The following is a 23,390-nucleotide window of genomic DNA, read 5'->3' as shown; positions in this document are numbered from 1 at the left end:
ACCATGAAGGCCGATCTGATTGAGCGTTACGCGGCGAATTTGCACGGCGTGCTGTCGTGCTTTGACCGAATCCTGATCACGGGCACGCTGCCTGGCGCGTGCTACGCAGCGGGCATGACGAGTTTTCTGAACGCCAACGGCATTCGCCTATTCGACTACGCCAGGTTCGCCGAACCGCTGCGCGAACGCATCCGTGTGCGCGCGCAAGAGGTCTGCGCTGCCGCCGGCATCGAGATTGAGCACGTCAACAAGAGCCACATCCGCAAGGAAGATCTGGTGGCACGCGTGCTGCAGGGGCGTGGCGATGCACCCGGGCTGGTGCACGTCATCTCGGCGATGGAGGCCTGCCCGAGCTACAAGCCGTGGCACGACAAGAGCAGCGGCAAGACCTACCTGCGCCCCGAGACGGGCAAGTGTCTGCACTACTACTTCTACTTCATCGATGACGAACTCGGGCTGTGCTACCTCAGGGTCCCGACCTGGGCACCGTTCGGCTTGCAGTTCTACTGCAATGGCCACGGCGCCGTGGCCCGTGCGCTCAAGCGCGAGGGCATCGGGTTCGTGCAGGCCGACAACGCCTTTTTGCGCATTGCCGATATGGACCGTGCACAGGCCATCGCCGACGCGCTGAGCCCCGATATGCTGCATGAGCGACTGGACCGCTACGCGCAGTGGCTGTGCCCGGTGCTCGACGTGTTCGGCCAGACCTACCACTGGAGCCTGCGGCAGGCCGAGTATTCCACTGACCTGATGTTCCGCAGCCAACAGACGCTGGTGCCGCTGTACGACGTGCTGTCGCGTCAGGCGGTGCTGGCCGCGCACGCCGGGAAAGTAGCCGGCTTCCTGGGCAAGAAGGTCACGCCGCAATTGGCGCAGGAGATCGGCTCGCGGCTGTCCACCCGCATCGAGGGACGCTGCATCAAGCACCATATGGGCGTTGCCAGCGTCAAGGTTTACGACAAGTTCTCCCATGTGTTGCGGATAGAAACCACCATCAACGACGTGAGCTTCTTCAAACACCACCGCAAGGTGGAACACAGGAATGGCCAAAGCACCTACGAACTCGCAGCGTTGAGGAAAACCATCTACAGCCTGTTCGACCTGCGCGAGATCATGCTGGGCTGCAACCAGCGCTACCTCGCGTTTTTGTCGAGTCTGGATGACCCCAGCGCAGGTGAGCGCGACCTTCAACGTTTGAGCCAGTCCCGCGTGGGCAGTAATGAGCGCAGGGTCAAAGGACTCAACTTCTTCAACGGCGGCGAGCAAGCACTGCTGCGTGCCTTGCAGCGCGGCGAGTTCAACGTGCATGGCCTGCGCCGTGCCGATCTGGCCAGGCATGTGGACATGAGCGCCCCGGTGCTGTCCCGACAGCTCTCGCGACTGCGCACACTCGGCTTGATCAAGAAGGTGGCCCATACCTACCGCTACTACCTCACGCGTCTGGGCCGCGCCGCCATCGCTGCTGCCTGTTCTCTCACCCGTTTCAACATCGTTCCAATTCTGGCCGCAGCACACTGAAGTCTTCTCACAAATCGCGAAGACTTAACTCTTTAGTTACTAAAGCGAGACCACCACTTCAATCCGCAGCGGAAACTATGTCCAGACCTACGCCGATCAACCTCGACAGAAGCCGCGATCGCCAACCAAAAAAATCTCTGCTCTATGCAGAGGTTTACATAGCGACCCCATCCGGTCACTGGATCCCTCGCCACCTCAATGGCAGGTTCCAAACGTTCAGCGGTCATCCGGGCCTTGTTCTCTCCCCGCAAGTACTCGGCCCCAATCGCTCGTCCTCAACCCGATACGGCCGTTGCCAGCGTCCGTGGGCACGAACTGCCACTGAAACTCAGTGAACCGATGAGGATGCGTGTGCCTCTGGCGGCAGCGGTTCCGGGCTACGCCCGTTCCCGCTGCCGCCACGCCAGTACTCTCATCCTGATTGACGCGCTGTTCTCATCTTGATTGCCGCGCGGCACTCTGGCCGTGAAAATCCCAAACCTGTCGCCGCGATGACCGTGGTCATCCTTTGTGCGCGAATGCCAGCACGATTGCGTTGCCCAGTTCATCGACAACCCTTGCCGATGCGCCCGGCGCCGCGAACATCGTGAACTCGACATCGGGCAGTGCCGGCAGGCCGGCATCCGGCGCGATCGCACGCAAGCCGTGCGCAAGTTGTGTATGCACGATCGGTGTCACCGCAAAGCCCGCGTGCGCGGCGGCGCACAGGCCGGCGCCGCTCGGGCACACCAGCACGATCCGGTAATCCACGCCAGCGCGGGCAAGCGCTGCCAGTGAGGCCTCACGATACGGGCAGGGTTCCGGCAACAGCGCAATCGGCACTGGTACGCCAGGCTTTAGCGACGCCCAATCCGCACCGGCCCACACAAGCGGCTCGCGCCAGAGCACGCGTCCGGAGCGCGCATCGTGGCAGCGTCCACCAATCACCACGTCTAATTCACTGTGATCCATCGCCTGGAGCAGTTCGCCCGGGATACCGACCCTGATGCTGAACGCGATGCGCGGGTACCGCACGGCAAACGCCTGCATTACATGCATCAGTCTGACATTGGCGAGGTCTTCCGACAGACCCACGCGGAGCGTGCCCTCACTCGGTCCGCGAAGCAGTTGCGCCCGCGCGTCCTGATTAAGCGCGAGGATGGCGCGCGCGTAACCCAGCAGCAGTTCGCCGTCCACTGTGAGCGTGACCGAACGCGTTGTGCGCACGAGCAGGTCGCGGCCGATCTGTTTTTCCAGACGCCGCAGATGCGCGCTGACCGCGGACTGCGTCAGATTCAGACGGGCCGCGGCGTGCGTGAAGCCTCCTTCCTGGACGACGGCCACAAAAGAGCGCAGCAAAACGGTATCGAACATGAGATGCCCCCGCAATACAGTGCGAATGCTACTGAATATCGCGATGATACTTCGTTTATATTTTGAATCGAACTATGTTCTGATGAGGGTCATCAACCCATCAGGAGTCGTTCCATGTCGACCTTGCTGCATATCGAATCCTCCCCGCGCAAGTCGCGGTCCGCATCACTCGACGTTGCGCACTCGTATCTGGAGGCCTGGCGCGACGCTCATCCGGATCATCGGATCGACGTGCTCGACCTGTGGGCGACTCAATTGCCGGAACTCGACGGCGACGCGCTCGATGCCAAATACGCGGACTTGGGCGGCACGCCTCTCAGCGAAGGCCAGCAGCAAGCGTGGGCAGGTTTCCGGCAGCTAGCGCAGCGGATGTACGACGCGGATACGCTGCTGATCTCCGTGCCGCTGTGGAATTTTTCCATCCCATACAAGCTCAAGCATTTCATCGACGCCGTGTCCCACCGGGACATCCTCTTCTCATTCGACGAGCGTGGGTTAGCGGGATTGCTGAAGGGCAAGAAAGCAGTCGTGATCTATGCGAGAGGCCTCGACTATTCAAAGCAGTCGAGCACGCCCGCCGAGTCGTTCGACTTTCAGCGGCCGTTTTTTGAAGCGTGGCTGCGCCTCATCGGTATCACCGATATCGAATCGATCATCGTCGAGAAAACGCTCTTTGGACCTGAGGTCGATCACACGGGCAGACAGGCTGCGCGCGAACAGGCAGTAGCGCTGGTAGACGCGGCTTCAGCTTCGGTTGATGGCTGAACTAGTCCGGACCACCAACGCGTTGCGTCACGGTTCATTCCGCCGATATTCATTGCGTTGAGTACCAACTGTTTTGCGCAGTGGATAGGCCGCCGCTACAAATCGAATCGCGGACATTCGTTGCCCATGGGTCAATGTCCCACTGCCCGGACCGGTCCCACGGCGAATTTCCGTAGGCGACGATATGCGGCGACTCAGCTGATACCTGGCCTATGGCCGTTTCCGATGTGAATGGGACGTTCGAATGTCCTCGTTACGCCACGGGCCAATGGCTGGAGATGGCCGGGTCCGGTCCGATGTGAACAACAAGGCCGCTCGCTGTGGTTCGGCTCGGGACCGTCGCAAGCCCACCCGTCTGAGACTTGAAGCCGGAAGCACGTCGACGATGGCCGACACAGAGCAGCGGTCCTTCCGCGCGATTGTCCCGGTCGGCAACTACCCGAGCTACGGAGTGCAGGTCTGTGCTGGCGTCGTCAGTCGGGGATTTCGGGCTCGACCAATTTTGCCAACTGAACCAGCGACTCCTGCCAGCCGAGGTAGCACAACTCCACAGGAATGACCTCGGGCACGCCCTCTTGCACAATGGTGAGCTCGGTTCCACAGGACACCTGTCGCAATGAGACGGTGACGTGCATCTGGCCTGGCAGGTTCGGGTCGTCGAAGCGGTCCGAGTAGCGGATCTTCTCGAACGGCACCAGTTCGATGTACTCGCCGCCGAACGAGTGGCTGTTGCCGGTGCTGAAGTTGCGGAACGACATCTTGTGAGTTCCGCCCTCGTGGGCATCCATGTGGTGGATCTGACAGGTGAACCCGTAGGGCGGAAGCCACTTTGCTATAGCATCGGGTTCGAGGAAGGCGCGATAGATGCGTTCGGGAGTCGCGCGCAAGACGCGTTGGAGATGGACGGTTCCGGTAGTCATGGTGTGCTCGCCTTTCACTGGAGAAATTGGACACACTTTACGACGATGCATCGACGCCGGAATCGACATTGGTCGGGATCAGGGAAAACCCATGGGTGTCGAGCCGTCGTATCGGTCGGCGCGTCGGCGGTCGTCGGGTCGTCGGGTCGTCGGGTCGTCGGGTCGTCGGGTCGTCGGCCAATCCGGCCGTTCGAGCATCCATCCAGTTCACTCTCTTTGAACGACCGGTTGAGGGAAGTCGAACAGGCCCTATCGACCCGTTACGGCCCTGGGGCGAACGTTAGCGAACGTCTCATGACCGCCCGACTGCAGCCGCTCAAAGTCAACGACTAATCTTGCACTAGATAGCCCACAGGAGTTTGGATATACGAGCGACGACGCGGCGTCCAACACGGCCCCTGGCTGCCGAAAGACAGCCTCATTAAGCGCGGGCGAGAAGCATGAACAACATCCCTTCATGCTGGACTGCGCGCTTCGCGCCGTACCGCCTGCGGGGGCAGGCCAAACCCACGCATAAAGGCTTCGCGCATATGGCGTCGGTCCCGAAAGCCGGTCTCTCTCGCGATCACGTCCAGCGGATGCCGGCTTCGCTCGATCATCAGCCGCGCAGCCTCGAGGCGCAGCCCCTCGATGGCTCTAGCGGGTGATTGCCCTGTCTCCAGCGTGAATACGCGGCTGAACTGGCGCGGGCTCAGGTTGACCTTTTCGGCCAGTTCCTCGACGGTCAGCGCCCGGCTCAAGTTCTTGCGCGCGTAGTTCAGCGCGTTCTGGATGCGGTCCGACTTCGGCGCGAGGTCGAGTATTTCGGAATGCTGCGACTGCCCTCTCGAACGGTGTAGATGCATCACCAGCTTGTTGGAGTATCGCCGCCGACCAGCAGCTGACCCAGGCCGATGAACGCACCGATGGCGAGCAGCGTCGCCAGTTCCTTCTCGTGTTCATTGAATTGCATTGAACCCCCGGGTCAGGACGGCAGGCCGACTGTGTATGTCGTACGGTCGCGGAAGTGCGCGGTCAGGACCTCGCGCCGCGGCTTATGCCCTGCCGGCGCAAGATCGATATGTACCCAAGTTCCTTCGAGGATCATCTGCTGGAAGCCGATGTTCGACGCCGCGACCTTTCGGCAGATGTCGAGCGGAGTATCGCCTCTCCCTGCAGCATCTCCGTGCCAATGCATTCCCGCAAGATCTGCGTGAACGTGCGTTGACGCGTTGCGTCAATCAGGCACTCGGGATCCTCGGCATAGAGCGTGAACTCGCGCTCGACGAGTGTGGCCCATTCGTCAGCCTCTTCAAAACCGATGCCGAGCAGTTTGTGATCCGGCTTGAGCTGCAGCCGGTACGAAGCACCGACAACACGATCTTTTTGCGACTGCAGGGCGCCGCGCGCGTAGCCGTTGTTACGCGCAAGATCGTGAGCACGCCCTTCGACAATCGCCTTTTCCGGCAGCATGTCGCGATCGGCGCTTCGGAGAGACGGTCTCCAGTAAGCAAGTTCGCGGCTGGCAATCTGGCCAGACTTCCATGCAGCCGCCTTCACGCCCGGGTGCTGACCGTCGCCAGTAATAGGTACCCCGCGATGGTCCAGGATCTGGATATCACTCATGCTCAGCGTACCCGCCCGCGAGGTGCGTCGTCGCGCGCGCAACCACCGTCGGTCGTTATGCCGCCGCCTTGGTTTTTAGTAGGTGGAGGTGGAGGTTTGCCGTTTCGTTGAGAGTCTCGTTCACCTTCCCGTTGCGGCTCTCGTTGAACATGCGTTGCAACGCTCGTTGAACTTTCGTTGCCGTTTCGTTGAGCGGCCTGTTCGGCCTCCTTCTTCTGCTTCCGAACAAGTGCCGATGCTTTTCCCGCCTTCGATCGCTGGTCAATATTGGCGTTGGAGCGCACTAGCTCGTCATCGATACGACGATGGCGCAGGCTTCCATCATCGGCTGCGTAGAAGTAGCCGATCAACTCGCTCCTGGCCTCGTTCCATTCCTTCGCGTCCATGCGGGCGACCCGGCGCAAGCGGTCGTCTCCTGCCGGCAAAGCACCTCCGTTCATCCAGGCGTGCATGATCATGAGCAGGTAGGCGCCATGCTCGGCAGCACTCAGGTGCGACGTGTCGGCCAAGTAATCGGAGATGAACAGCGGCATCCAGATGTCGGCCTTTTTTGACTGCCCTTTCATTTCCCGGCCTCCTCGCACAGATCGATGCGTCCAATGGGATGGCAGATCGATGGCAAAATCCGACAACTCAAACTCGTAAGGTACTGGCCATGGCAGAAATCTCCCCCCAACCCAAGATCGATAGCGTCACTATCACGCGATTTGAAGGCGGATTCGCCACCGTCGCAGTCAAGCTTTCTCGCGATCCTTGCGACCCCTTTGACGAACCCAGCACAGTGGAACTCTGTAGTCGGTTCGTCGTGGGCAATATGACCCTGCAGCAGATCACGGACTGCGCGATCGGTCACGCCAAGAGAATGATGAACGCGCTCGTCAGTGATCCCAATCCTAAGTACGACGATTAATTGAGAGCAATCAGGCGGCGTCAGCAGTTCAGGGAGACCTGTCATCTAGCCTCCCGCGCCAGTAAGCAGAGGTTGCGTTGCTGATTTTTTGTTAGTACAATAATTAGCATGCAGATCGAATTCGACAACAACAAGCGCGACAGAACCATGGCCGAACGCGGTCTGGATTTCGCCCGCGCCGACGAAGTCTTCGCCGGTCGCCACTTCACCGCGGAAGACCAGCGTGAGGATTACAGCGAACCGCGATACATCACCGTCGGCGCGCTGGATGGGCGGATGGTCGTGATGGTCTGGACACCGCGCGGCGAGGCTCGCCGCATCATCAGCATGAGGAAGGCAAATGAACGCGAACAAGCGCGCTACGCGTACAGAGTGGGTTGATCCGGACGACGCACCGGAGCTCACGGATGAATTTTTCGAGCGCGCCGACGAGTACGCGGGCGAGAAGCTGGTGCGCCGCGGACGCCCGGCGGGCAGCCACAAGACGGCGACAACCATCCGTTTTGATGACGACATACTGGAAGCCTTCAGGGCAACCGGGCCACGCTGGCAATCACGATTGAATGCCGCCGTGCGCGACTGGTTAAAGACGCACTCCCCTGACGAAGTGACGACATGAACCGTCGCCCGTGCGAGATGGACAAGTAAGCGATAGACAGACTGAGGGAGAGCATGAACGGGTTCGACATCGAGGCCGTCGCCGCACGGCTGAACAGCGCCCTTTGTGAATACGATGCCGACGTGCTCGCGGAGCTGCGCGCGGTTGCTGGCCAGCGCGATATCGACTTCGCCTGCATTGCGAGCGATACCCCAAGTTTGGGTGACGTCCTGAAAACCGTTGCCGCGCTCGGCCTGCAACTGCACGGCTCGAGAGCTCATGTTTAAAGGACGCCTGCGCCGTGTGCTGATGCGGACACGGCGCACATCGATGGATAGCCGGCGGCTGGATCGCGAAGCCGCTGAACGGCGCGCGCCGGCAGACCCGGTTGTGCAACCTGCTGATCGCAAAGCATCGCCGCCGGATTCGCGCAGCCGATAGTCCATGCGGGATTGGTGCTCGTTTATGCGACCACCTGCTGCAGTGCGCGCTCGTGGGCGAAGTTCGCGACGATCGGTTCATCGCCGAGATTCAGAGGAAGGGAGACTAGATCATGTTTCATGTCACCCGCCGGGCTGGTTGAAATGCGTAGCGTTGATTGGTTGTTTCACTGTCTGATATCAAGTTATTTGTATCACTGCCGATAAGCCAACAATGAAAACCGCAGCCTTAGTTGGCTTTAACCATGAATCTTCAAGTTCAGGCCTCGCTCTTTGGGGCACTTGTTTGCATCGCATTTGCCGTGTATTTCTCCGTATCGTGGCCGTGGTTGCACAGGACCCCGATGGGAAAGACATTACTCGGCCTGTTTCTCGCGCTGGTCGCCGTGAGCGTTTCGTTCGCGTTTGGGCTCAACAGTCCTGATTTGGCGAAATCCCTTCCGGTCGCGTGGTTTGGCTTGGTTCTAGGACCCGTTGCAGCCAATTTCATCCACGAAGGTATTTGTATGCGCGCCGCGGTCCTGCAAAACGGACTCGATACGGCGAGACAACACCGCCTTCGACGACTCGCATTGAAAATAGAAGTGCGCGAACAGCTAATTGAGCGCTTGAAGAAAGAGAGAGACGAGTGCAAGTCAAAAGCTACGCCCCACGACGCGTTTGTAACGCCAAAAGTCGAGCAGTTGGATAACCTGATTGGGGACCTCACGATTGAGGTTTGCGGCTTAAAGGACGAGATAGAACTCCAGCAGCAGAAACACGACCACAGCTTCACCGTCGCCCATAGTTCATAGAGGTGGAATCCTAATTCGGACAGGACTCTAGTTGGGCCTCGTATGACGCTCAGCGTCTCGAGGCGGTTGTCAAATCGGCACTTGTCAACCCAGGCGGATGCCATGGTTACGCCCCCTTGAGGCGCTGCTGCCGACGCATCTGCAAGTACTTCTCGCTCATACTCTCAAGCGCTGATAGCTCGGTCTGGTCTACGACCATCGAATCGATCGGCGCGAGCTGCAAGCCAAATGCCGCGAGCAGGTGCGCCCACTTCGGCAGGTCTTCGAGCGTGCGGCTGATCGTACTTGGGTGCACGGCCATGCATGCCGCTGCATATGCCTGATCGTCAATGGGTACAAGGACATCGAAAACCGCACGTGGCCGACAAAGTTTCGCGGGCGCGTGCTGATTCACGCGGCCAAGGGAATGACGCGCGCAGAGTACGGGGCTGCCGAAGATCCGCTGTGGTCGCGTGGCGGCCCGACCATAGAACTGCCCGCGTTCGGACAGTTGCAGCGCGGCGGCATCGTGGGAGTCGCGACTATAGACGCGTGCATCCACCCCGCCGACCGCACCTCGATGTGGCACATGGACGGCCAGTACGGCTTTCACCTCGTCAACGTGAAGCCGCTGCCGTTTGTAGAGTGCAAGGGCGCGCTCGGCTTCTTCGACGTGCCGCCCGAAGTCGCCACACAGCTTCGCCAGATGAACGAAATGGGGCGTACTGATGCCCTGCACGCCATTCCGCCTGCCCGACGGCACACACGGCATCATTTGCAGCCGCGGCCGCCGGCGCGCGCAGCAGCCTTGCTCTGTCGTCGGCTGCGACGCGCCGAGCGGCTTTCAATCAACTGGTTGCGGGTTTTTCCCAGCTGGCGGAATCGGTTGAAAGGCCCCCGGGCTTGGGTTCTACCCGCCTGGCACGAATCGGCTAGAATCCCGATGCTTTGAAGGTCGAAATGGCCGAAAGTCAATCGTGGCAAGAGATTCCAACGAAATTGAGCGTCGGAGAGTTCGAGCAATTTGTCTGGCCGCATCTGAGCAAGTGCCGTCGCGGACCAGCGCGAAAGCTCAGCGCGCATGCGATTTTCAACTACATCCTGAAGGCGCTCTATCTCGGCTGCCAGTGGAAGGAGTTGCCCATCGAGAAGGATTGGCACGGCCGTCCCGAGATCGATTACACACGCATTTATCGCGCCTTCCGGCGCTGGGAATCGGACGGATGCCTTGATGCCATTTTCGAGGCTTCGGTGTTCAGGCTTCATGGCGATCACCGCCTGGACACGCGCATCATCCATGGCGATGGCACCACAACCGCCGCGAAGAAAGGCGGCGACAATCTCGGCTTCAGCGGCCACAAGAAGCTCAAGGGCTGCAAGGTGGTTGCCCTGTGTGACCGGAATTGCAACGTCATCGCGCCGTTCGTCAGAGCACCGGGCAATCGCAATGAATCACCGCTGTTACGAGAAGCGCTGCCGCGCCTCACGAGCATCGCCCGTGCGGTGGGGCTGGATCTGCGGGGCACGGTCATGAGCCTGGATGGCGTGTACGATTGCCGGCCCAACCGCAAAGCCATTTTCAATCGCGGCATGGTGCCTAACATCAACCCTAATTCGCGCGGCAGAAAAGGACCGAAGCGCGGGCGCAAGCCGCTGTTCGATCCGGCCATCTTTAAAGAACGGTTCAGGACAATCGAGCGGGTGTTCGCGTGGGAAGATAAGTTCCGGCGCCTGCTGCTGCGCTTCGAGCGACTCAGCCACCTGCACTACGCATTGAAAACCCTCGCGTACACGATGATCAATATTCGGCACTACTGCCGAAGCTGATCACTTGCTTCGAGACCTTTGTTTCATCGCCGGCCATCGCGCCGTGGTCACGCTCGCCCGCAAGATGCCGATACCTTCGCACAACGACACACATGGTCGCATCGCACGCCTGGCCGCCGCGATTCCTTCCCATCCCATGGGCTTGTCCAACCGCGCTGCGCCGAGCCTGCTCGAAACGCGCAACCAGTTGTCAGCTTACTTCATCAACGCGCGTCAAGTATTCGCTTCGCCGGGCTGGCGCCCGTACTTGACCCGCCAACCCAGCCACTCGGAATTTGAAAGAGGCCAAAAATGCATGTCAGCCTGAGGGAAACCCTGTCATAAACGTAAGAGAGCGCTTCAAGAAGACTGCTTCGTACGTCTGAAGATGTTCCGTCAGACGAACGAGCAACCGAGTTTGAAGAATGCTTCGTGACTGTCGGCGCGACGAAGTTGAACGCTTGCCGCATCGCCTCGTACGCGGCTCTGGCAGGTTCGCTGTCGGCTGGGGGCAGCACGATGTTCAATATGACACAGATCTCCGGCCGGATTCCCGGGAATCCCCTTGCCTTTGAGCCGCAGGCGCCTGCCGCCGGCCGAGCCTTTTGGCACAGTCATGTCCACGGCGCCGTCCGGTGTCGGAACGCACATGTTCATCGACAATCTGCCCTTCCAGATAGGTGGTCGCGGATTCAGACAGACCAAAGAAGTAACGACGAGCGCGCGCCAGAGCAGCGCCGCTTAATGGTGATGGATTGACTTTACATGAATTTGAGGCCGGGGACGGCGATGGCCTGTCCGGTATCAGACAGGCGGAAAGGACCACCCCCGGCGTCACGAGTGGAAAATGCGTCGGTCGGACTCAGACGATACCCGGGTAACGTCTGAGTCCCGCTAAGCCGCGACGCCAATATTGCAACCTCGCCCGAACGTTCGCCAGGTGACGCTCAGTGCGAAGCACTAGCAACGCACCTGCACCTCGACTCAGTCGATCTGCAAACGCTTCTGTTCCGACGCTGCTTTCTTCGGCAGGGTCAGTGACAACACACCATCCTGATACTGCGCGGTCGCGGTTGTCTCGTTGATCTCGCTACCAAGCGAGAACGACCGGCTGATCGCGCCCGAATAGCGCTCGCGTCGAATCACGCGCTCGCCCTCTTTCTGCTCCTTGCTGCGTTCCACTTTGGCATTGATCGACACGACATTGCCGTCGATCTTTACATCAATATCCTTCTTGTCAACGCCAGGCAGCTCGGCCTTGACCGTATAGGATGTGTCGCTCTCCGCCACGTCGATCTTCATTTCCGCAAGCGTCCCTTCGCTGGCCGCGAGGCCGCGAAGTGGTCGAAACAGTCCCTGAAACAACTCGGATATGGGCTCCATTGAGAGTGGGTCATAACGGGTTACGTTGCTCATGACATGTGCTCCTTGAACTATCCATGTTCACCATGGATATGTGCTAGATCGAACGGTCTGGTGCCACATCGGGCGGACTCGACCGTGCTCCATTCGTCGATGACGAAAATTCAGTTCACTTCGCGGCGAGCACCGGTTTCGACCCGTAGCGGGGCGGGTCGTTTCGACGATCGCGCCTGTCAATGTGGCGAGTTCCGGTATCGGCCGCTCCGTGAGCGAACTGTCTGCCGGGCGGGGATACACCCGGGCGTTCATGGTTGCGCCTCCAGCGATGGGACTCGTCCCTCTCTACGAAACCACTTTAAATCGGAGCGTGGCGTGGTCCTTGACATGCATCAACTGTTACGCGCTCCTCACGCGATGCGTTGAAGCTGACCCTGGTCAAATACTGCGGCGCTTACGACGCCTATGCTGGACCTGCACCCTGAAAAATCGCGGAGCCGTCCATGCGCACCAAACCTCCACTGTCCCCCCGCCGGCCTCTTCACGTTGCGCAGCGAGAACATGCAGCGCAACGCGACTGGCGCCGCGTCGACAACGCGATGCAGCGTGCAGGCTCGTATCGTCATCCCGCAGGTCGGATTCGCAGGATCGAAACGCACATTTCCGTGATCTATCTCGCTGGACGCTTCGCCTATAAGGTCAAAAAGCCAGTCAATCCGGGTTTCGTTGATCTCACGCGACCAGCCGCGCGGCTGCGGTACTGCAACGAAGAGGTCAGGCTCAACCGGCGTCTCGCGCGCGGGCTGTATCTCGAGGTCGTGCCGATAGTCTCGACAGGCAGGAGCTTCAGGGTGGGGGGCCCCGGAAAGGCTGCTGGACATGCAGTAAAGATGAGGCGTTTCGCCGAGGCGGACGTGTTTTCGCAACTGCTTGAATGCGGCGAACTGGGTGTCCCGCACGTCGCCCGTTTCGCATGCGAGCTGGCTGCATTTCATGGTCATGCTTCAGGCGCACAGCAGCGCAACGCGCCACGCACAGCGTTTGGATCATCCGCCCTCGTGCGTGAGCAGATGACAGGCGTGCTAAACGCACTTGAACGTGAAGCGCCTGCGCTCGTCCCTGTCGAGGTGCATCTGTGGTGCCAGCAGGAGGCAACGCGACTCGCCCCGCACTTCGATGCGCGCCGCCGCATGGGATTCGTGCGCGAGTGTCACGGCGATCTGCATCTCGACAACATCATGCGAAAGGGCGGCGACATCGCGATGTTCGACTGCATTGAATTCAGCGATGCGTTGCGCTGGATCGACGTGGCCAGTGACCTCGCATTCCCGCTGATGGACCTCAAGGTTCGCGGTCACGACGATCTTGCGGCACATTTGCTGAACGACTGGCTTCAGCTCACAGGTGACTTTGGGGCGCTTTCGGTGATGCGCTTCTACATGGTTTACCGGGCGCTCGTGCGAGCGCTTGTCGCGATATTGAAGGCGCCCGTCGCACGGACTGCTGATGGTTATGCATCGGCGCGCGCCTATGTGGCATTTGCCCGCCGCACCGTGCGGGCCGATCCACCGTGTCTGCTGCTCTGCCACGGCTATTCAGGGTCAGGGAAATCCGCAGCCAGTGCAGCGCTCGCGCCGCTGATCGGCGCGATTCGTTTGTCCAGCGACGTAGAGCGCAAACGCGAACGGCCGCTTTCGCGACCCGTGTTTCGAGCGCTACCCGCCGCTGCGTACACTTCGCACGCGATTCATACTCACTACACCGCGTTGCTCGCCATCACACGCGACGCGTTAGTCGCGGGCTATCCGATGCTGGTCGATGCCACGTTCCTCAAGGAACTCGACCGCCGGCGGTTTATCGAGCTTGCGAACATGCTGTCGATGCCCGTCTTCATTCTGAATTTTCACGCGCGCCCGCGGACACTGGTCGAACGTGTGAGGGGGCGAGCGTCTGGCCCCTTCCAAACCTCAGACGCCGGCACGCTGGTGTTGGTCCGGCAACTGGCCAACGAGGAGCCACTGTCCCCCGAGGAATGCCTGATGACAATCAGCTTCGATACGGATGTGGCACGCAACTCATTCGGTCACCTTCAGTACTGGCAGCCGTTGCTGGAACAACTGGGCGCGGATAGGGTTGCCTCGAAGGAAGAAGCGGCCATCGTTTGAGGCCTGGCGCCGCACGCCAGTCATACGTGCAGCGGCGAACGCCCCGTGGAGCCCGCCAGAATCGCAGCCAGCGCGCATGACGCGACGCAAGACGGTACGCTGTCCGCTCGGCTCGTGAGGACGACCGGAACGCGTGCGCCCAGCACGATGCCCGCGCTCGGTGCAACGCCCAGAAACGCAAGCTACCTGACCAGCATTTTGCCCACTTCGAGATCGGGTACGACCAGCACACTGGCGCGCCCCGCTATGCCCCGGACAATGCTTTTCTGATGCGCCGCGTGCGCCGAGGCCGCCGCGTTCGAATGCGACATCGCGACGGTCATGCCGGCATCGTGTAGCCAGCGGCTGATGGCGGCGCCGAGTCCTCCCATGCCGCCCGTGACAAAAGCAACGCGTCTAGCCGACATGCGGCTCCCCCTTCTTCGCACGCCCGCCCTCTGCGGCTGCCTGGGCCGGTTCGGCACGCTTGTCGCCGCCCGGAATCGTGCCAGGGATAGTGCCCGGAATCGCACCCGCAATCGCCTGCTCGAAACGCTGCATCCACTCCTGTATCGGCGTGCCGGCCCCACTTGCATCGGCCGCCTTCTTGCACTGCGTGGTCCAGGCCGACTGCCAGCCTTGCAGCGCCTCGCGCATGTCGTCGCCGAACGCGGTCTGGTTACGCACCGCGGAGCCCAGCGCCTCCTGCCAGATGCTGGTGCTGGCCGTCAGGTAATCCTGCAACATCGACTGGCAGGCAGCGTTGTATTCGTTCAGGTCTTTGGATCGGCTCGAGGCTTCCTGCAGTTTCCTGATCGCAGCGAGGTCACGATTGATCCGCTGCGTCTGGAACGCGCACCCATCGCGGCGGCCCTCCAGCCCGAAGGTGACCATCCGTAGCGCCAGGTCGAGATTCGCGCGATAGAGATCGAATGAAGCGTTGAGTTCAGTCGCCATGATGAGCTCCTTTCGACGGCGAAAAGTCGTGGAATTCCCGCAGCAGCAGTTCCTGACCAGTGTAGTCCAACCTTAGCCCTGCTCATTGACCTCCATCAAGCAGCGTTCCGCCAGCGGGCGGTTGATCTGTGTCAAGGCTCGCAACTACCGCACTCATAGACTCCAGATGACGTCGATACCCGTCATCCTGTTCATTACCGGAGTTGCCGCAATGAGCTACAAAAGCATCGCTGTTCATCTCGACACGAGCGAACGTGCCCACCCGCGACTCGAACTCGCCCTGCAGATCGCCAAACACTTCGACGCCCATCTCACGGGCGTGTTTTCGGTGTTCACGCCCGATCCGCGCTCGTTCTATGTCATGGCGGGCACGGCTGCGTACTACCCCGACCACGAAGCCCAGCGGCATGAGCGGCGTGCGGCAATCGAGCGCCTGTTTCGCGCCGAAGCCACGCGCGCCAGGATCGCCGCCGACTGGATCACCACGGACGAGTACGCGAACATCGCTGTTCCGCGCATCGCCCGCTGCACCGACCTGATCGTTGCCGGTCAGGACGATCCGAATGATCCCGAGGCTTATGTCGGCGAGCATTTCCCGGAAGACCTTGTCATGTCGGCCGGGCGTCCGGTGCTGTTCGTTCCTTACGCAGGCAGCTTCGCGTCGACGGGGGCACGCGTGACCGTCGCGTGGGACGGCAGCCGCGAAGCCACGCGTGCGGTTCACGACGCGCTGCCCTTCATGCAGCACGCAAAACTGACGACGATCGTCACCATCAACGGGGCAAAAGACGAGCCGCCCGGCAGCCGGATTCCCGGCGCCGATATCGCGGCGGTCGTAGCGCGCCACGGGGTCAACGTCGAAGTCAGGGACATCACCGTGTCGCCGGGCGCATCGATCGGCGAGGCCCTGCTGTCGCACGCGGCCGACCACGGAAGCGACCTGCTGGTGATGGGCGCGTACGGTCACGCCCGCTGGCAGGAACTGGTGATGGGCGGCGCGACCCGCTCGGTGCTGAAGTCGATGACGGTGCCCACGCTGATGTCGCACTGACACGCCTCAAGCGAACGCGAACGCTGCCCGTTCTGGACGCTGGTTCGTCGAACCGCTTGAACCAGATCAGCACAGGACGGCCGTTCGCTACCCATGATGGATTCACATACAGCTCATCCCGGCGAGGCACGCCATGTACAGAAACATTCTGGCTCCCATCGATGGCAGCGAACCATCCGTCCTGGCTTTCTCTGCTGCCCTGAAGCTGGCCCGGGAGACGGGCGCGGCGGTATAGCCGCTTTACGTCGTCGATGTCCCATTGATGACCTACGACGTGCCGGGCTACGACCCGTCGTATGCACGCGACGCCCTGTTTCAGTAAGGCACGCATGTGACGAAAGAAGCACTTGCCCGGATGAAACGCGAAGGCGTGACTGGGACGCCGCGGATCATCGAGGTCGAACAAGTCGGCGGCGACATCGCGCGGCACATTCTGCGGGCCGCCTCCGACCTGCACACCGATCTCGTCGTGATAGCCACGCACGGTCGCCGCGGTGTTCAGCGGTTTGTGCTCGGCAGCGTCGCGGAGCGCTTTCTGCGCATTGCGCACTGCCCTGTCCTTTTGGTACCGGCGCATTGCACGCCCACGGCAGATGCCGACAGCGACGCGGCTGCCGTCGCGGCGAAGGAGCTGTCATGAACTACCGGACGCTCCTCGTTCATCTCGACGACAGCAGTCACAGCGACGCACGCGTCGAATTCGCGCTCGATCTGGCACGTAAGGACGACGCGCACCTGATCCGCCGCTATGCCTTTTGCCGCCAGGACCTGGTCAGGCCGGTCTTCACCAAGGAACCAGGTGCGAGAGCCTGCGCCTCGCGATCATCGATGAGCGCAAAAGACGGGCATCTCTCTTTGATTTAGCTGACGCGTCTTTTAAAGACGCGCCACATTGAGTTCCGCTCGCAGTCTTACAGACCTGAAGGGATCGGCTCGACGTCCGGATCGTGCCGGACGAGCAATACGGGCAGATCAGTCGTCCGGACGAAAGACTCGGCAACACTACCCATAAGCGTCCGCCGCCAGCCGCGGCGTCCGTGGGTGCCCATCACGACGAGATCGGCCTCGCATTCGTCGGCCGCGCGGCTGAGAACGCCGGCGATGTCTTCGCCCCAGGAATCGATCACACGGGCGACGCCGCGTACGTGAGCTTGCCGGAAGCATTCGTCTGCGTCCTGGAGCGCCGCCGTTGCTGCGTCGGTTGCCACGGTGCCGGTCGGCAGTACGTCGACAAAAGCGGGGCCGAGATCTGTAAGTTGAGTTGCGTGCGGCACGACGCAAATAGCCGTCACCGTGGCATCTGCCGCCTGCGCCAGCTTCACCGCTTCCTCGAGCGCAAGCTGCGCAGCCGGACTGCCGTCGATTGCGGCGAAGATTCGCTTGTACATGAACGCCTCCTGGACTCGCGCCCTTTTCCCATGATGGCGAGGCCGTCGCGGCCCTGCCCGAGCACTCAGTCTGCCGTGCAGCATCGACGTGACGTTTGACAAGAATCAACCGCTGCTCTGGTTGTCATTGGATGTCGCGGGCGCACGCCAGATGCATCCCGTACCGGCAGCAGACGCCTGAAGGGGGCAGAATTGGAACGACCATGCCACAATTGGGGTCGCGCAACGGGCGAAGGGGCTCAACCATGACAAAGGTGCTGATAGCCGACGACCACACGCTGGTGCGCGATGGCCTGCGGCATATCCTGCAGAATGCAAGCGGCTTCGAAGTGATCGGTGAGGCGAACGATGGAACGAGCACGATCGCACTGATTCGCGATATGGAAGCCCACGTGCTGGTACTCGATCTGTCGATGCCCGGCCGCAACGGCGTCGAGCTCATCAAGCAGATCAAGGACGAAAAGCCTGCCTTGCGCATCCTCGTGCTGACCATGCATGCGGAACAGCAATATGCGGTACGCGCGTTCAAGGCCGGCGCATCCGGCTATCTGACGAAGGAAAGCGCCAGCGCCGAACTGGTCTCGGCGGTCACCAAGGTCGTGAGCGGTGGCATTTACGTCAGCCTTGCGATGGCGGAGCAGTTCGCGCAGAGTCTGAACGAACCGGTCGATACGTTGCCGCATCAGCGTCTGTCAGACCGCGAATTCGACGATTTCCGACGCATTGCGGCTGGCCAGACGATCTCCGAAATCGCCCAGGAGCCGTGTGTCAGCGCGAAGACGGTCAGCACCTACAAGACGCGCATCCTTGAAAAGATGCAGATGCCGCACGAAGCCGCGCTTGTGCGCTACGCGCTGCGACACAGCTTTTTGGTGACGAGGACGAGATCTGACCGGGGCGCCGTTCTGCTTCCGTTTTCTGCGACACGGAGAAGTGGCACACACCCGCCTGATTCGACAGAGGTCATGGCAAGGTTCTTACGCTTCATGCTGCATGCAGGTCAGCCTTCGTTTGTAAAAGCGCCCTGCCGCACGTCAGAAATTCCCTACTTCACATCAGCAGATCCTACGCGATTCTCCGTGAACGCTAATTTCGCATGACCTGCGCGTCGACAATACTGAAATCGACAGCCAGCCAGATTCGATGTCAATGGCCGGTAGACAACGCGGGAGACACCTCATGCGCCCTGTTCATTTTCTCACCAGGCAGGAAATCTTCGACCACGTAGTCGAACACCTTTTTGATCAGCGGCGCGCTGCGTTGCTCCCGAAGGGCGGCGCAGCATATCGGTGATCGTGCGGTGGGTGTCCGACTGGCAGCTTTACCCGTCCTGCCGACTACACCTCTTCGATGGAGGGGGTGCCGGTCCGGTACCTGATCGGGCCGGCACTCGGTCACCCCGCTGATATGGACGCCGGAATTACCGCGCTGCGCAAGGCGCTGTTGCGGACGAGGATCAACGTCTACGACGAATCTACCGTGACTCTGTTGAGCTGCCTGCAAAACGTCGATGACTTGTTCGGCGTCTGTGAATGGCACGACAGACTGCTGTCGATTGCCAGGGAATATGGATTGAGCGCCGAATTAATCCGTCGCGCGGCATAACTATCCGTGGTTTCAGAGGGTCGGGCTCGTCGTCGCGTAGGATTTTCCCTACACGTCTTCCGCGACGCCTACCTGAACTTCATACACGGACGATTTAATTTTGAGACAACACCGACCATACTGAAACGCATGACTTGCGACACAACCGATGCAACGCAGAAGGTCTTTCTGGTCGAAGACTCGCTCGCCATCCGGCACCGGATGATTTCGCGAAGCCTGCATGGCGATCAGAGCGCACGACATCTTCGACAAGACCAGCGAGTTCCTGCTGGCCCGCGACACGATCAAGAAATTTGCGCGCAAGCGGGCTCGCATGCGCCACTCAGGAAAGAGGAGCACATCATGTCTGACGTTGCCCAATACCCCGTCGCCGCGCCAGTTGTCCGGATCGCGCCGCCCATGCCGCGCGCCCTCAATGGAACGTCCTCTGCAACTGCGGTAAATCGGCCGACCTCGCGCTGCTCCAGTTGCGCCATGCGCGCCGTCTGCCTGCCGCAGGGCCTCTCGCCCCTTGACCTTCAGCGCCTCGACGCGATCATCTGCTCGACGCGCATGGTCAGGCAGGGAGAGGCGCTCTATCGCACGGGCGATGCTTTCCAGAGCATGTATGCGGTGCGTGCAGGGTCGTTCAAGACCGTCGTCATGCATCGCGACGGACGCGAGCAGGTGACCGGCTTTCATCTCGCGGGCGACGCACTCGGTCTGGATGGCGTGAGCACAGGCCATCACAGCTTCGATGCGATTGCCATCGAAGACAGCAACGTCTGCATCATCCCGTTTCACCTGCTCGAATCGTTGTGCCGGGAGGTCAAGGGAATCCAGCAGCACGTGCACCGGATGATGAGCAGCGAGATCGTCCGGGAATCCGTCCTGATGCTGCTGCTGGGCACGATGTCGGCCGAGCAGCGTGTCGCGGCCTTCCTGCTCAATCTTTCGACCCGGCTCAGGGCTCGCGGCTACTCGTCGGCGGAGTTCAACCTGCGGATGACGCGCGAGGAAATCGGCAGCTACCTCGGCATGAAACTCGAAACCGTCAGCCGCATGTTCTCGAAATTCCAGCGTGAGGGGCTGGTCGATGCGCGCGGCAAACAGATTCGCATCCTCAACCCTGACGGACTGGAGCGTGTCTGACCGGATGCGCCCTGTCACAAACGGCGACATGAGGTGGCAAGATGCGGAGCGTTCAGATGCGCTATCCGGACGACGGGACGGCCGCCCGTTTTTGCGTCACCTCAGCAACGTTCCCCTGGACGGCGCCGGATCGGATAATTCCATCTCGCCTGGCAGCGCCGGGCTGCCATCGAATACCATCGCACGCATCGCTCGTCTTACGTCGCCGGTTGACCTGCACAGAACTGGATCCCTCACCACCGGCGCGACAATGAGTGCGGTCGCGTGCAGTCGCAGGCGCCGATTTCAGCGCGAGACGGACGCCGTGCCTTGACCTGGGTCAGGTGTGTCGTGCCTCAATCTGACAGGATAAACCGGTTACCTGAAACTGATCGGCCTGGCTCTCAAGAGCGATCTGTCACAGGGTAGTCCGTCACGCGGGAGGCTTGAATGAAAACAACGCCCTACATGGCAGCATGATCCGTATCGGAACAGCAACTCGATCCACACGCCAGCCTTGAAGAGAAGCTGCGCTTTGCGTTGCGGTACGCCGTGCTCGCGCCGTCCAGCCACAATACGCAACCTTGGCATTTCATCGTCGACGGCGACGCTATCACGCTGTGTGCCGACCGCCTGCGCGCCCTGTCTGTCGTTGATCCGTTCGACCGCGAACTGATCATCAGCTGCGGCGCAGCGCTTTTCAATCTGCGCGCCGCATTGAGTCACCTGGGGCTTGCCTATGCCATCACTTTGTTCCCGTCGTCCGCCGATCCGGATGTCCTCGCGCATCTGAAGATCGTGCCCGACGGACATTGTGACGCCACGCTGGCGCCGCTATTCGAGGCGATTGCCAGGCGCGTCACCAACCGTGCGGCATTCTCCAGTGAACCCGTGTCGCCCGACGTCCAGCAAAGGCTGCGCGAAGCTGGCATGGCCGAGGGTGCCGACGTCATCTGCATCGATGCGGTGGGCGAGCGCGAGCGTATCGCCGAGCTCATCGCCGAAGCAGACCTCGTGCAGTTCCACGACCCACGCTTTCGACGTGAACTGGCGAGCTGGATTCACTCAAGCCGCCGCGAGGATGGTATGCCGGCGCTGTCGGCCGGCCTTCACGTGCTTCAGGACGTCGCGGCGCCGTTGGTCGCGCTGGCGATTCGCACGTTCGACCTGGGTGACGGAATGGCGGCGACGCACCGGTCGCTGGTTACGGGTTCGCCGCTCTTTCTGTGCCTTGCAACGGGCGTCGATGACGCGCCCGCGTGGCTGGCAGTCGGCCAGGCACTGGAGCGTGTGCTGCTGACAGCAGTTATTGAGGGATTGAGCGCCTCATATCTCAATCAACCGATCGAAGTCGATACCTTGCGCGACAGGCTACTCGCAACACCCGGTCTCGACACGATGCCACAACTGCTTCTGCGTATCGGTCGAGGAACGCCGGTGGAACATTCGCCACGCCGCCCGTTGGCGACCGTGATGTCGTAACGATGTGACCTGCTGGATGTTTATCCTGATCCGACGCCTCCCGCCCAGGCGCAATCTCCCACGCAAAAGCTGAAAAACCGCCATGCAGACGTACGGGCTTGCCGTCGGCTTTTTTCATCGTCTGCCTGACCACATGTTCGATCCTGGTCCGGTGCGCATCAAATGCGGTCAGCAGATCGCTCCTCCTCGCGCACAACAGTCTCATTGACATGTGTCAACGACACGGATCACGACTCCCGTACACTCGGTTCAAGACCTGTTCGGGGAGTGTGTTTCATGAACGCCCTTCAAAGCACCTGCGTCAACTTCGGTATCGTTAGCCTGCTCGTCGCGGCGAGCAACACGGTGCTGGCTCAATCTGAACCGTCGGCGCTGATTGACCAGCACCATTGCATGTTCTGCCACACCAATGACGCCCCTTTTCTTGCGCCCTCCTTCCAGCAGATCTCCGAACGCTATCGCAAGGCGCCGAACGCACGGGTCATGCTCGAAAACAAGCTGCGGCTCGGTGGCAAGGCCCATTGGGGCGATATCGCGATGCCCCTGCCGGCCGATCGCGGCGGACCGATAACGCCCGAGGACGCCCACACACTGATCATATGGGTACTGAGTCAATAACATCCTTGCCGCAGAGCAGAGTCATCGTGTGCAGCCCAAAGCGACTGGAGAACATCATGCGCATTACGGTCCATCTCGATACGTTTGACAGGGTCCATCCCTGCGCATATGCCATTCTCTGGCTCGATGACAAGACTCACAAATGGTCCCGCGAGGGTCACTTCGGCCTTGAGCTTCCCGAATGGGGCACCTGGTCGACCGACTCCGGCAACACGTTGATTCGCGCCCCGCACGACATGCGCTCCCTATGCATGCTCGACGGACTGGACATGCGCGGCGCAAGCGGACCATTCGAGGGCGAAACGGGCGCCGCGCACTGGCGCGGCGACGAAGGTCTGCTGCGCGCGGAGGGGCACTGGCATGTGCAGTGCATCGATCACGATCCGGCCGACGCTGAACATAGCGTATTTGCGGACGATGACCTCGGATAACCCACGCCAATCGTCCACACTTTCTGTCAAAGTGGGTTGATATTATGAGTCTGACTGTCAACCTTGACGGAGTCCGGCACGCGTACGGTCTCTGTTTCGTGCGCGCACCGTGGGCGTATTTCACCCGCCTGCCACTCCACCATCAATGCGGCGACCGCTGGGACCTGTCACCCTACGAAACGCACGCCGGTGAGCCATACGACGACAGCGCCGACCAGATCCTGAAGGTTGCTTTCGACGGACCGCTCTTCACCCCGACAAGGGCCGTGACGGCCAGGCATTCAGCGCCCTCGAGATCAATCGCGGCGATGTGCCGTGGCTGCGCACCGAAAGCTTCGTCGGCGGCCCACCTATTCATATCCCGGCCGGTGCGACGCTTGACTCGTTTCTGGAATCCGTTGAACTGTCGGGTGGGCACGTATTCGCTCCGCTGGGCTGGGGCGATCTGGCGCTTGCGCCGTGGCTTCGCAACGTTGGATCTTGATGTACGGATGACCCGAATTGCAGAGGTGCCGTATTGGTCGCCCCAAGGTCATCCCAGCATCCGTTTCTCGCCA

Annotated in this window: 24 protein-coding genes and 9 pseudogenes; 21 read left to right on the top strand and 12 right to left on the bottom strand. The window is 60.8% G+C overall.

Translation table 11 applies throughout. The annotated features are described in order from the left end of the window. Nucleotides 1-3: 3 nt before the first annotated feature. Nucleotides 4-1,518: a winged helix-turn-helix domain-containing protein gene (locus tag B0G77_RS33320; RefSeq protein ID WP_133660315.1), complete on the top strand. Its 1,515-nt coding sequence runs from the start codon at nucleotides 4-6 to the stop codon at nucleotides 1,516-1,518. Nucleotides 1,519-2,019: 501 nt separating this feature from the next. On the opposite strand, the gene B0G77_RS33315 is transcribed toward B0G77_RS33320, so the two are convergent. After that, nucleotides 2,020-2,871, bottom strand: a complete 852-nt coding sequence (locus B0G77_RS33315; protein WP_133666071.1) for a LysR substrate-binding domain-containing protein — start codon at nucleotides 2,869-2,871, stop codon at nucleotides 2,020-2,022. 114 nt (nucleotides 2,872-2,985) lie between these two features. Here B0G77_RS33315 and B0G77_RS33310 point away from each other — a divergent pair, with 114 nt between their 5' ends. Beyond that, the gene (locus B0G77_RS33310) at nucleotides 2,986-3,636 is read left to right on the top strand and encodes an NAD(P)H-dependent oxidoreductase (RefSeq protein WP_133666070.1); all 651 of its coding nucleotides are present in this window, start codon (nucleotides 2,986-2,988) and stop codon (nucleotides 3,634-3,636) included. A gap of 473 nt (nucleotides 3,637-4,109) precedes the next feature. On the opposite strand, the gene B0G77_RS33305 is transcribed toward B0G77_RS33310, so the two are convergent. From B0G77_RS33305 to B0G77_RS33285, 4 genes and pseudogenes are all read right to left on the bottom strand, one after another. Continuing rightward, a complete protein-coding gene (locus B0G77_RS33305) occupies nucleotides 4,110-4,556 on the bottom strand; it encodes an SRPBCC family protein (protein WP_133666069.1) in 447 nt (148 codons plus the stop codon). A gap of 455 nt (nucleotides 4,557-5,011) precedes the next feature. Continuing rightward, nucleotides 5,012-5,416: pseudogene (locus B0G77_RS33300) on the bottom strand (helix-turn-helix domain-containing protein); the annotation flags it as partial. A gap of 223 nt (nucleotides 5,417-5,639) precedes the next feature. After that, complete coding sequence (locus B0G77_RS33290) at nucleotides 5,640-6,161, bottom strand: phage portal protein (protein WP_133666067.1); 522 nt, start codon at nucleotides 6,159-6,161, stop codon at nucleotides 5,640-5,642. Between the two features lie 2 nt (nucleotides 6,162-6,163). After that, nucleotides 6,164-6,727: a DUF1376 domain-containing protein gene (locus B0G77_RS33285; protein WP_133666066.1), complete on the bottom strand. Its 564-nt coding sequence runs from the start codon at nucleotides 6,725-6,727 to the stop codon at nucleotides 6,164-6,166. Between the two features lie 89 nt (nucleotides 6,728-6,816). On the opposite strand from B0G77_RS33285, the gene B0G77_RS33280 reads away from it, so the two are divergent. The 5 genes from B0G77_RS33280 (at nucleotide 6,817) to B0G77_RS33260 (ending at nucleotide 8,903) form a co-directional block, all read left to right on the top strand. Further along, nucleotides 6,817-7,071: a hypothetical protein gene (locus B0G77_RS33280; RefSeq protein WP_133666065.1), complete on the top strand. Its 255-nt coding sequence runs from the start codon at nucleotides 6,817-6,819 to the stop codon at nucleotides 7,069-7,071. A 108-nt stretch (nucleotides 7,072-7,179) separates the two neighbouring features. After that, complete coding sequence (locus B0G77_RS33275) at nucleotides 7,180-7,452, top strand: BrnT family toxin (protein WP_133666064.1); 273 nt, start codon at nucleotides 7,180-7,182, stop codon at nucleotides 7,450-7,452. Further along, complete coding sequence (locus B0G77_RS33270; RefSeq protein ID WP_133666063.1) at nucleotides 7,412-7,690, top strand: BrnA antitoxin family protein; 279 nt, start codon at nucleotides 7,412-7,414, stop codon at nucleotides 7,688-7,690. Before B0G77_RS33275 ends, B0G77_RS33270 begins: the two co-directional genes overlap by 41 nt. 53 nt (nucleotides 7,691-7,743) lie before the next feature. Then, nucleotides 7,744-7,956 carry a hypothetical protein gene (locus B0G77_RS33265; protein WP_133666062.1) on the top strand — a complete coding sequence of 71 codons (213 nt, stop codon included), beginning with the start codon at nucleotides 7,744-7,746 and terminating at the stop codon, nucleotides 7,954-7,956. 398 nt (nucleotides 7,957-8,354) lie between these two features. Then, complete coding sequence (locus B0G77_RS33260; protein ID WP_133666061.1) at nucleotides 8,355-8,903, top strand: hypothetical protein; 549 nt, start codon at nucleotides 8,355-8,357, stop codon at nucleotides 8,901-8,903. Between the two features lie 106 nt (nucleotides 8,904-9,009). On the opposite strand, the gene B0G77_RS33255 is transcribed toward B0G77_RS33260, so the two are convergent. After that, nucleotides 9,010-9,204: a hypothetical protein gene (locus tag B0G77_RS33255; RefSeq protein ID WP_243751315.1), complete on the bottom strand. Its 195-nt coding sequence runs from the start codon at nucleotides 9,202-9,204 to the stop codon at nucleotides 9,010-9,012. An 81-nt stretch (nucleotides 9,205-9,285) separates the two neighbouring features. On the opposite strand from B0G77_RS33255, the gene B0G77_RS44820 reads away from it, so the two are divergent. The 3 genes from B0G77_RS44820 to B0G77_RS43580 all read left to right on the top strand — a co-directional run bounded on the left by B0G77_RS44820 (nucleotide 9,286) and on the right by B0G77_RS43580 (nucleotide 11,016). Next, on the top strand, nucleotides 9,286-9,834 hold the full coding sequence (locus B0G77_RS44820) for a hypothetical protein (RefSeq protein ID WP_243751314.1): 549 nt from the start codon (nucleotides 9,286-9,288) through the stop codon (nucleotides 9,832-9,834). A gap of 185 nt (nucleotides 9,835-10,019) precedes the next feature. Next, nucleotides 10,020-10,709 carry a transposase gene (locus tag B0G77_RS43930; RefSeq protein WP_243751181.1) on the top strand — a complete coding sequence of 230 codons (690 nt, stop codon included), beginning with the start codon at nucleotides 10,020-10,022 and terminating at the stop codon, nucleotides 10,707-10,709. Nucleotides 10,710-10,752: 43 nt separating this feature from the next. After that, nucleotides 10,753-11,016, top strand: coding sequence for a hypothetical protein (locus tag B0G77_RS43580; RefSeq protein ID WP_166656322.1), 264 nt, complete (start codon nucleotides 10,753-10,755; stop codon nucleotides 11,014-11,016). Nucleotides 11,017-11,137: 121 nt separating this feature from the next. Here the strand turns inward: B0G77_RS43580 and B0G77_RS44815 are convergent. After that, nucleotides 11,138-11,333, bottom strand: a pseudogene (locus B0G77_RS44815) (DnaJ C-terminal domain-containing protein); the annotation flags it as partial. Between the two features lie 339 nt (nucleotides 11,334-11,672). Further along, on the bottom strand, nucleotides 11,673-12,104 hold the full coding sequence (locus tag B0G77_RS33235) for an Hsp20/alpha crystallin family protein (protein ID WP_133666059.1): 432 nt from the start codon (nucleotides 12,102-12,104) through the stop codon (nucleotides 11,673-11,675). A 446-nt stretch (nucleotides 12,105-12,550) separates the two neighbouring features. On the opposite strand from B0G77_RS33235, the gene B0G77_RS33230 reads away from it, so the two are divergent. Then, complete coding sequence (locus B0G77_RS33230; RefSeq protein WP_133666058.1) at nucleotides 12,551-14,212, top strand: bifunctional aminoglycoside phosphotransferase/ATP-binding protein; 1,662 nt, start codon at nucleotides 12,551-12,553, stop codon at nucleotides 14,210-14,212. Nucleotides 14,213-14,232: 20 nt separating this feature from the next. Here B0G77_RS33230 and B0G77_RS33225 read toward each other — a convergent pair. From B0G77_RS33225 to B0G77_RS33215, 3 genes and pseudogenes are all read right to left on the bottom strand, one after another. Further along, nucleotides 14,233-14,460, bottom strand: a pseudogene (locus tag B0G77_RS33225) (phosphate acyltransferase); the annotation flags it as partial. Between the two features lie 51 nt (nucleotides 14,461-14,511). Next, nucleotides 14,512-14,619, bottom strand: a pseudogene (locus tag B0G77_RS33220) (beta-ketoacyl-ACP reductase); the annotation flags it as partial. Beyond that, complete coding sequence (locus B0G77_RS33215; RefSeq protein ID WP_133666057.1) at nucleotides 14,609-15,148, bottom strand: hypothetical protein; 540 nt, start codon at nucleotides 15,146-15,148, stop codon at nucleotides 14,609-14,611. The gene B0G77_RS33215 and the pseudogene B0G77_RS33220, both read right to left, overlap by 11 nt. Nucleotides 15,149-15,359: 211 nt before the next feature. Here B0G77_RS33215 and B0G77_RS33210 point away from each other — a divergent pair, with 211 nt between their 5' ends. From B0G77_RS33210 to B0G77_RS33200, 3 genes and pseudogenes are all read left to right on the top strand, one after another. Further along, entirely contained in the window at nucleotides 15,360-16,199 is an 840-nt protein-coding gene (locus B0G77_RS33210; protein WP_133666056.1) for a universal stress protein, read from the top strand. A 133-nt stretch (nucleotides 16,200-16,332) separates the two neighbouring features. After that, nucleotides 16,333-16,839, top strand: a pseudogene (locus B0G77_RS33205) (universal stress protein). Next, nucleotides 16,836-16,994, top strand: a pseudogene (locus B0G77_RS33200) (universal stress protein); the annotation flags it as partial. The pseudogenes B0G77_RS33205 and B0G77_RS33200, both read left to right, overlap by 4 nt. Nucleotides 16,995-17,110: 116 nt before the next feature. Here B0G77_RS33200 and B0G77_RS33195 read toward each other — a convergent pair. After that, entirely contained in the window at nucleotides 17,111-17,587 is a 477-nt protein-coding gene (locus B0G77_RS33195; protein WP_133666054.1) for a universal stress protein, read from the bottom strand. A 245-nt stretch (nucleotides 17,588-17,832) separates the two neighbouring features. Here B0G77_RS33195 and B0G77_RS33190 point away from each other — a divergent pair. From B0G77_RS33190 to B0G77_RS44810, 7 genes and pseudogenes are all read left to right on the top strand, one after another. Next, nucleotides 17,833-18,479, top strand: a pseudogene (locus B0G77_RS33190) (response regulator transcription factor). Between the two features lie 287 nt (nucleotides 18,480-18,766). Next, a pseudogene (locus B0G77_RS33185) lies at nucleotides 18,767-19,192 on the top strand (hypothetical protein). 399 nt (nucleotides 19,193-19,591) lie between these two features. Beyond that, nucleotides 19,592-20,323, top strand: coding sequence for a fumarate/nitrate reduction transcriptional regulator Fnr (gene fnr / locus B0G77_RS33180; RefSeq protein ID WP_243751417.1), 732 nt, complete (start codon nucleotides 19,592-19,594; stop codon nucleotides 20,321-20,323). A 531-nt stretch (nucleotides 20,324-20,854) separates the two neighbouring features. Beyond that, nucleotides 20,855-21,784 carry a nitroreductase gene (locus tag B0G77_RS33175; protein ID WP_243751313.1) on the top strand — a complete coding sequence of 310 codons (930 nt, stop codon included), beginning with the start codon at nucleotides 20,855-20,857 and terminating at the stop codon, nucleotides 21,782-21,784. A gap of 276 nt (nucleotides 21,785-22,060) precedes the next feature. After that, nucleotides 22,061-22,402, top strand: a complete 342-nt coding sequence (locus B0G77_RS33165; protein ID WP_133666050.1) for a cytochrome C — start codon at nucleotides 22,061-22,063, stop codon at nucleotides 22,400-22,402. A 56-nt stretch (nucleotides 22,403-22,458) separates the two neighbouring features. Continuing rightward, the gene (locus tag B0G77_RS33160) at nucleotides 22,459-22,833 is read left to right on the top strand and encodes a DUF3564 family protein (protein ID WP_133666049.1); all 375 of its coding nucleotides are present in this window, start codon (nucleotides 22,459-22,461) and stop codon (nucleotides 22,831-22,833) included. A gap of 44 nt (nucleotides 22,834-22,877) precedes the next feature. Then, nucleotides 22,878-23,317 (top strand): annotated as a pseudogene (locus B0G77_RS44810) (hypothetical protein). Nucleotides 23,318-23,390: the final 73 nt, after the last annotated feature.

This window comes from Paraburkholderia sp. BL10I2N1, assembly GCF_004361815.1.
In the GTDB taxonomy this organism is placed as follows: Bacteria; Pseudomonadota; Gammaproteobacteria; order Burkholderiales; family Burkholderiaceae; genus Paraburkholderia.
This window is presented reverse-complemented; position numbering and strand designations above follow the sequence as displayed.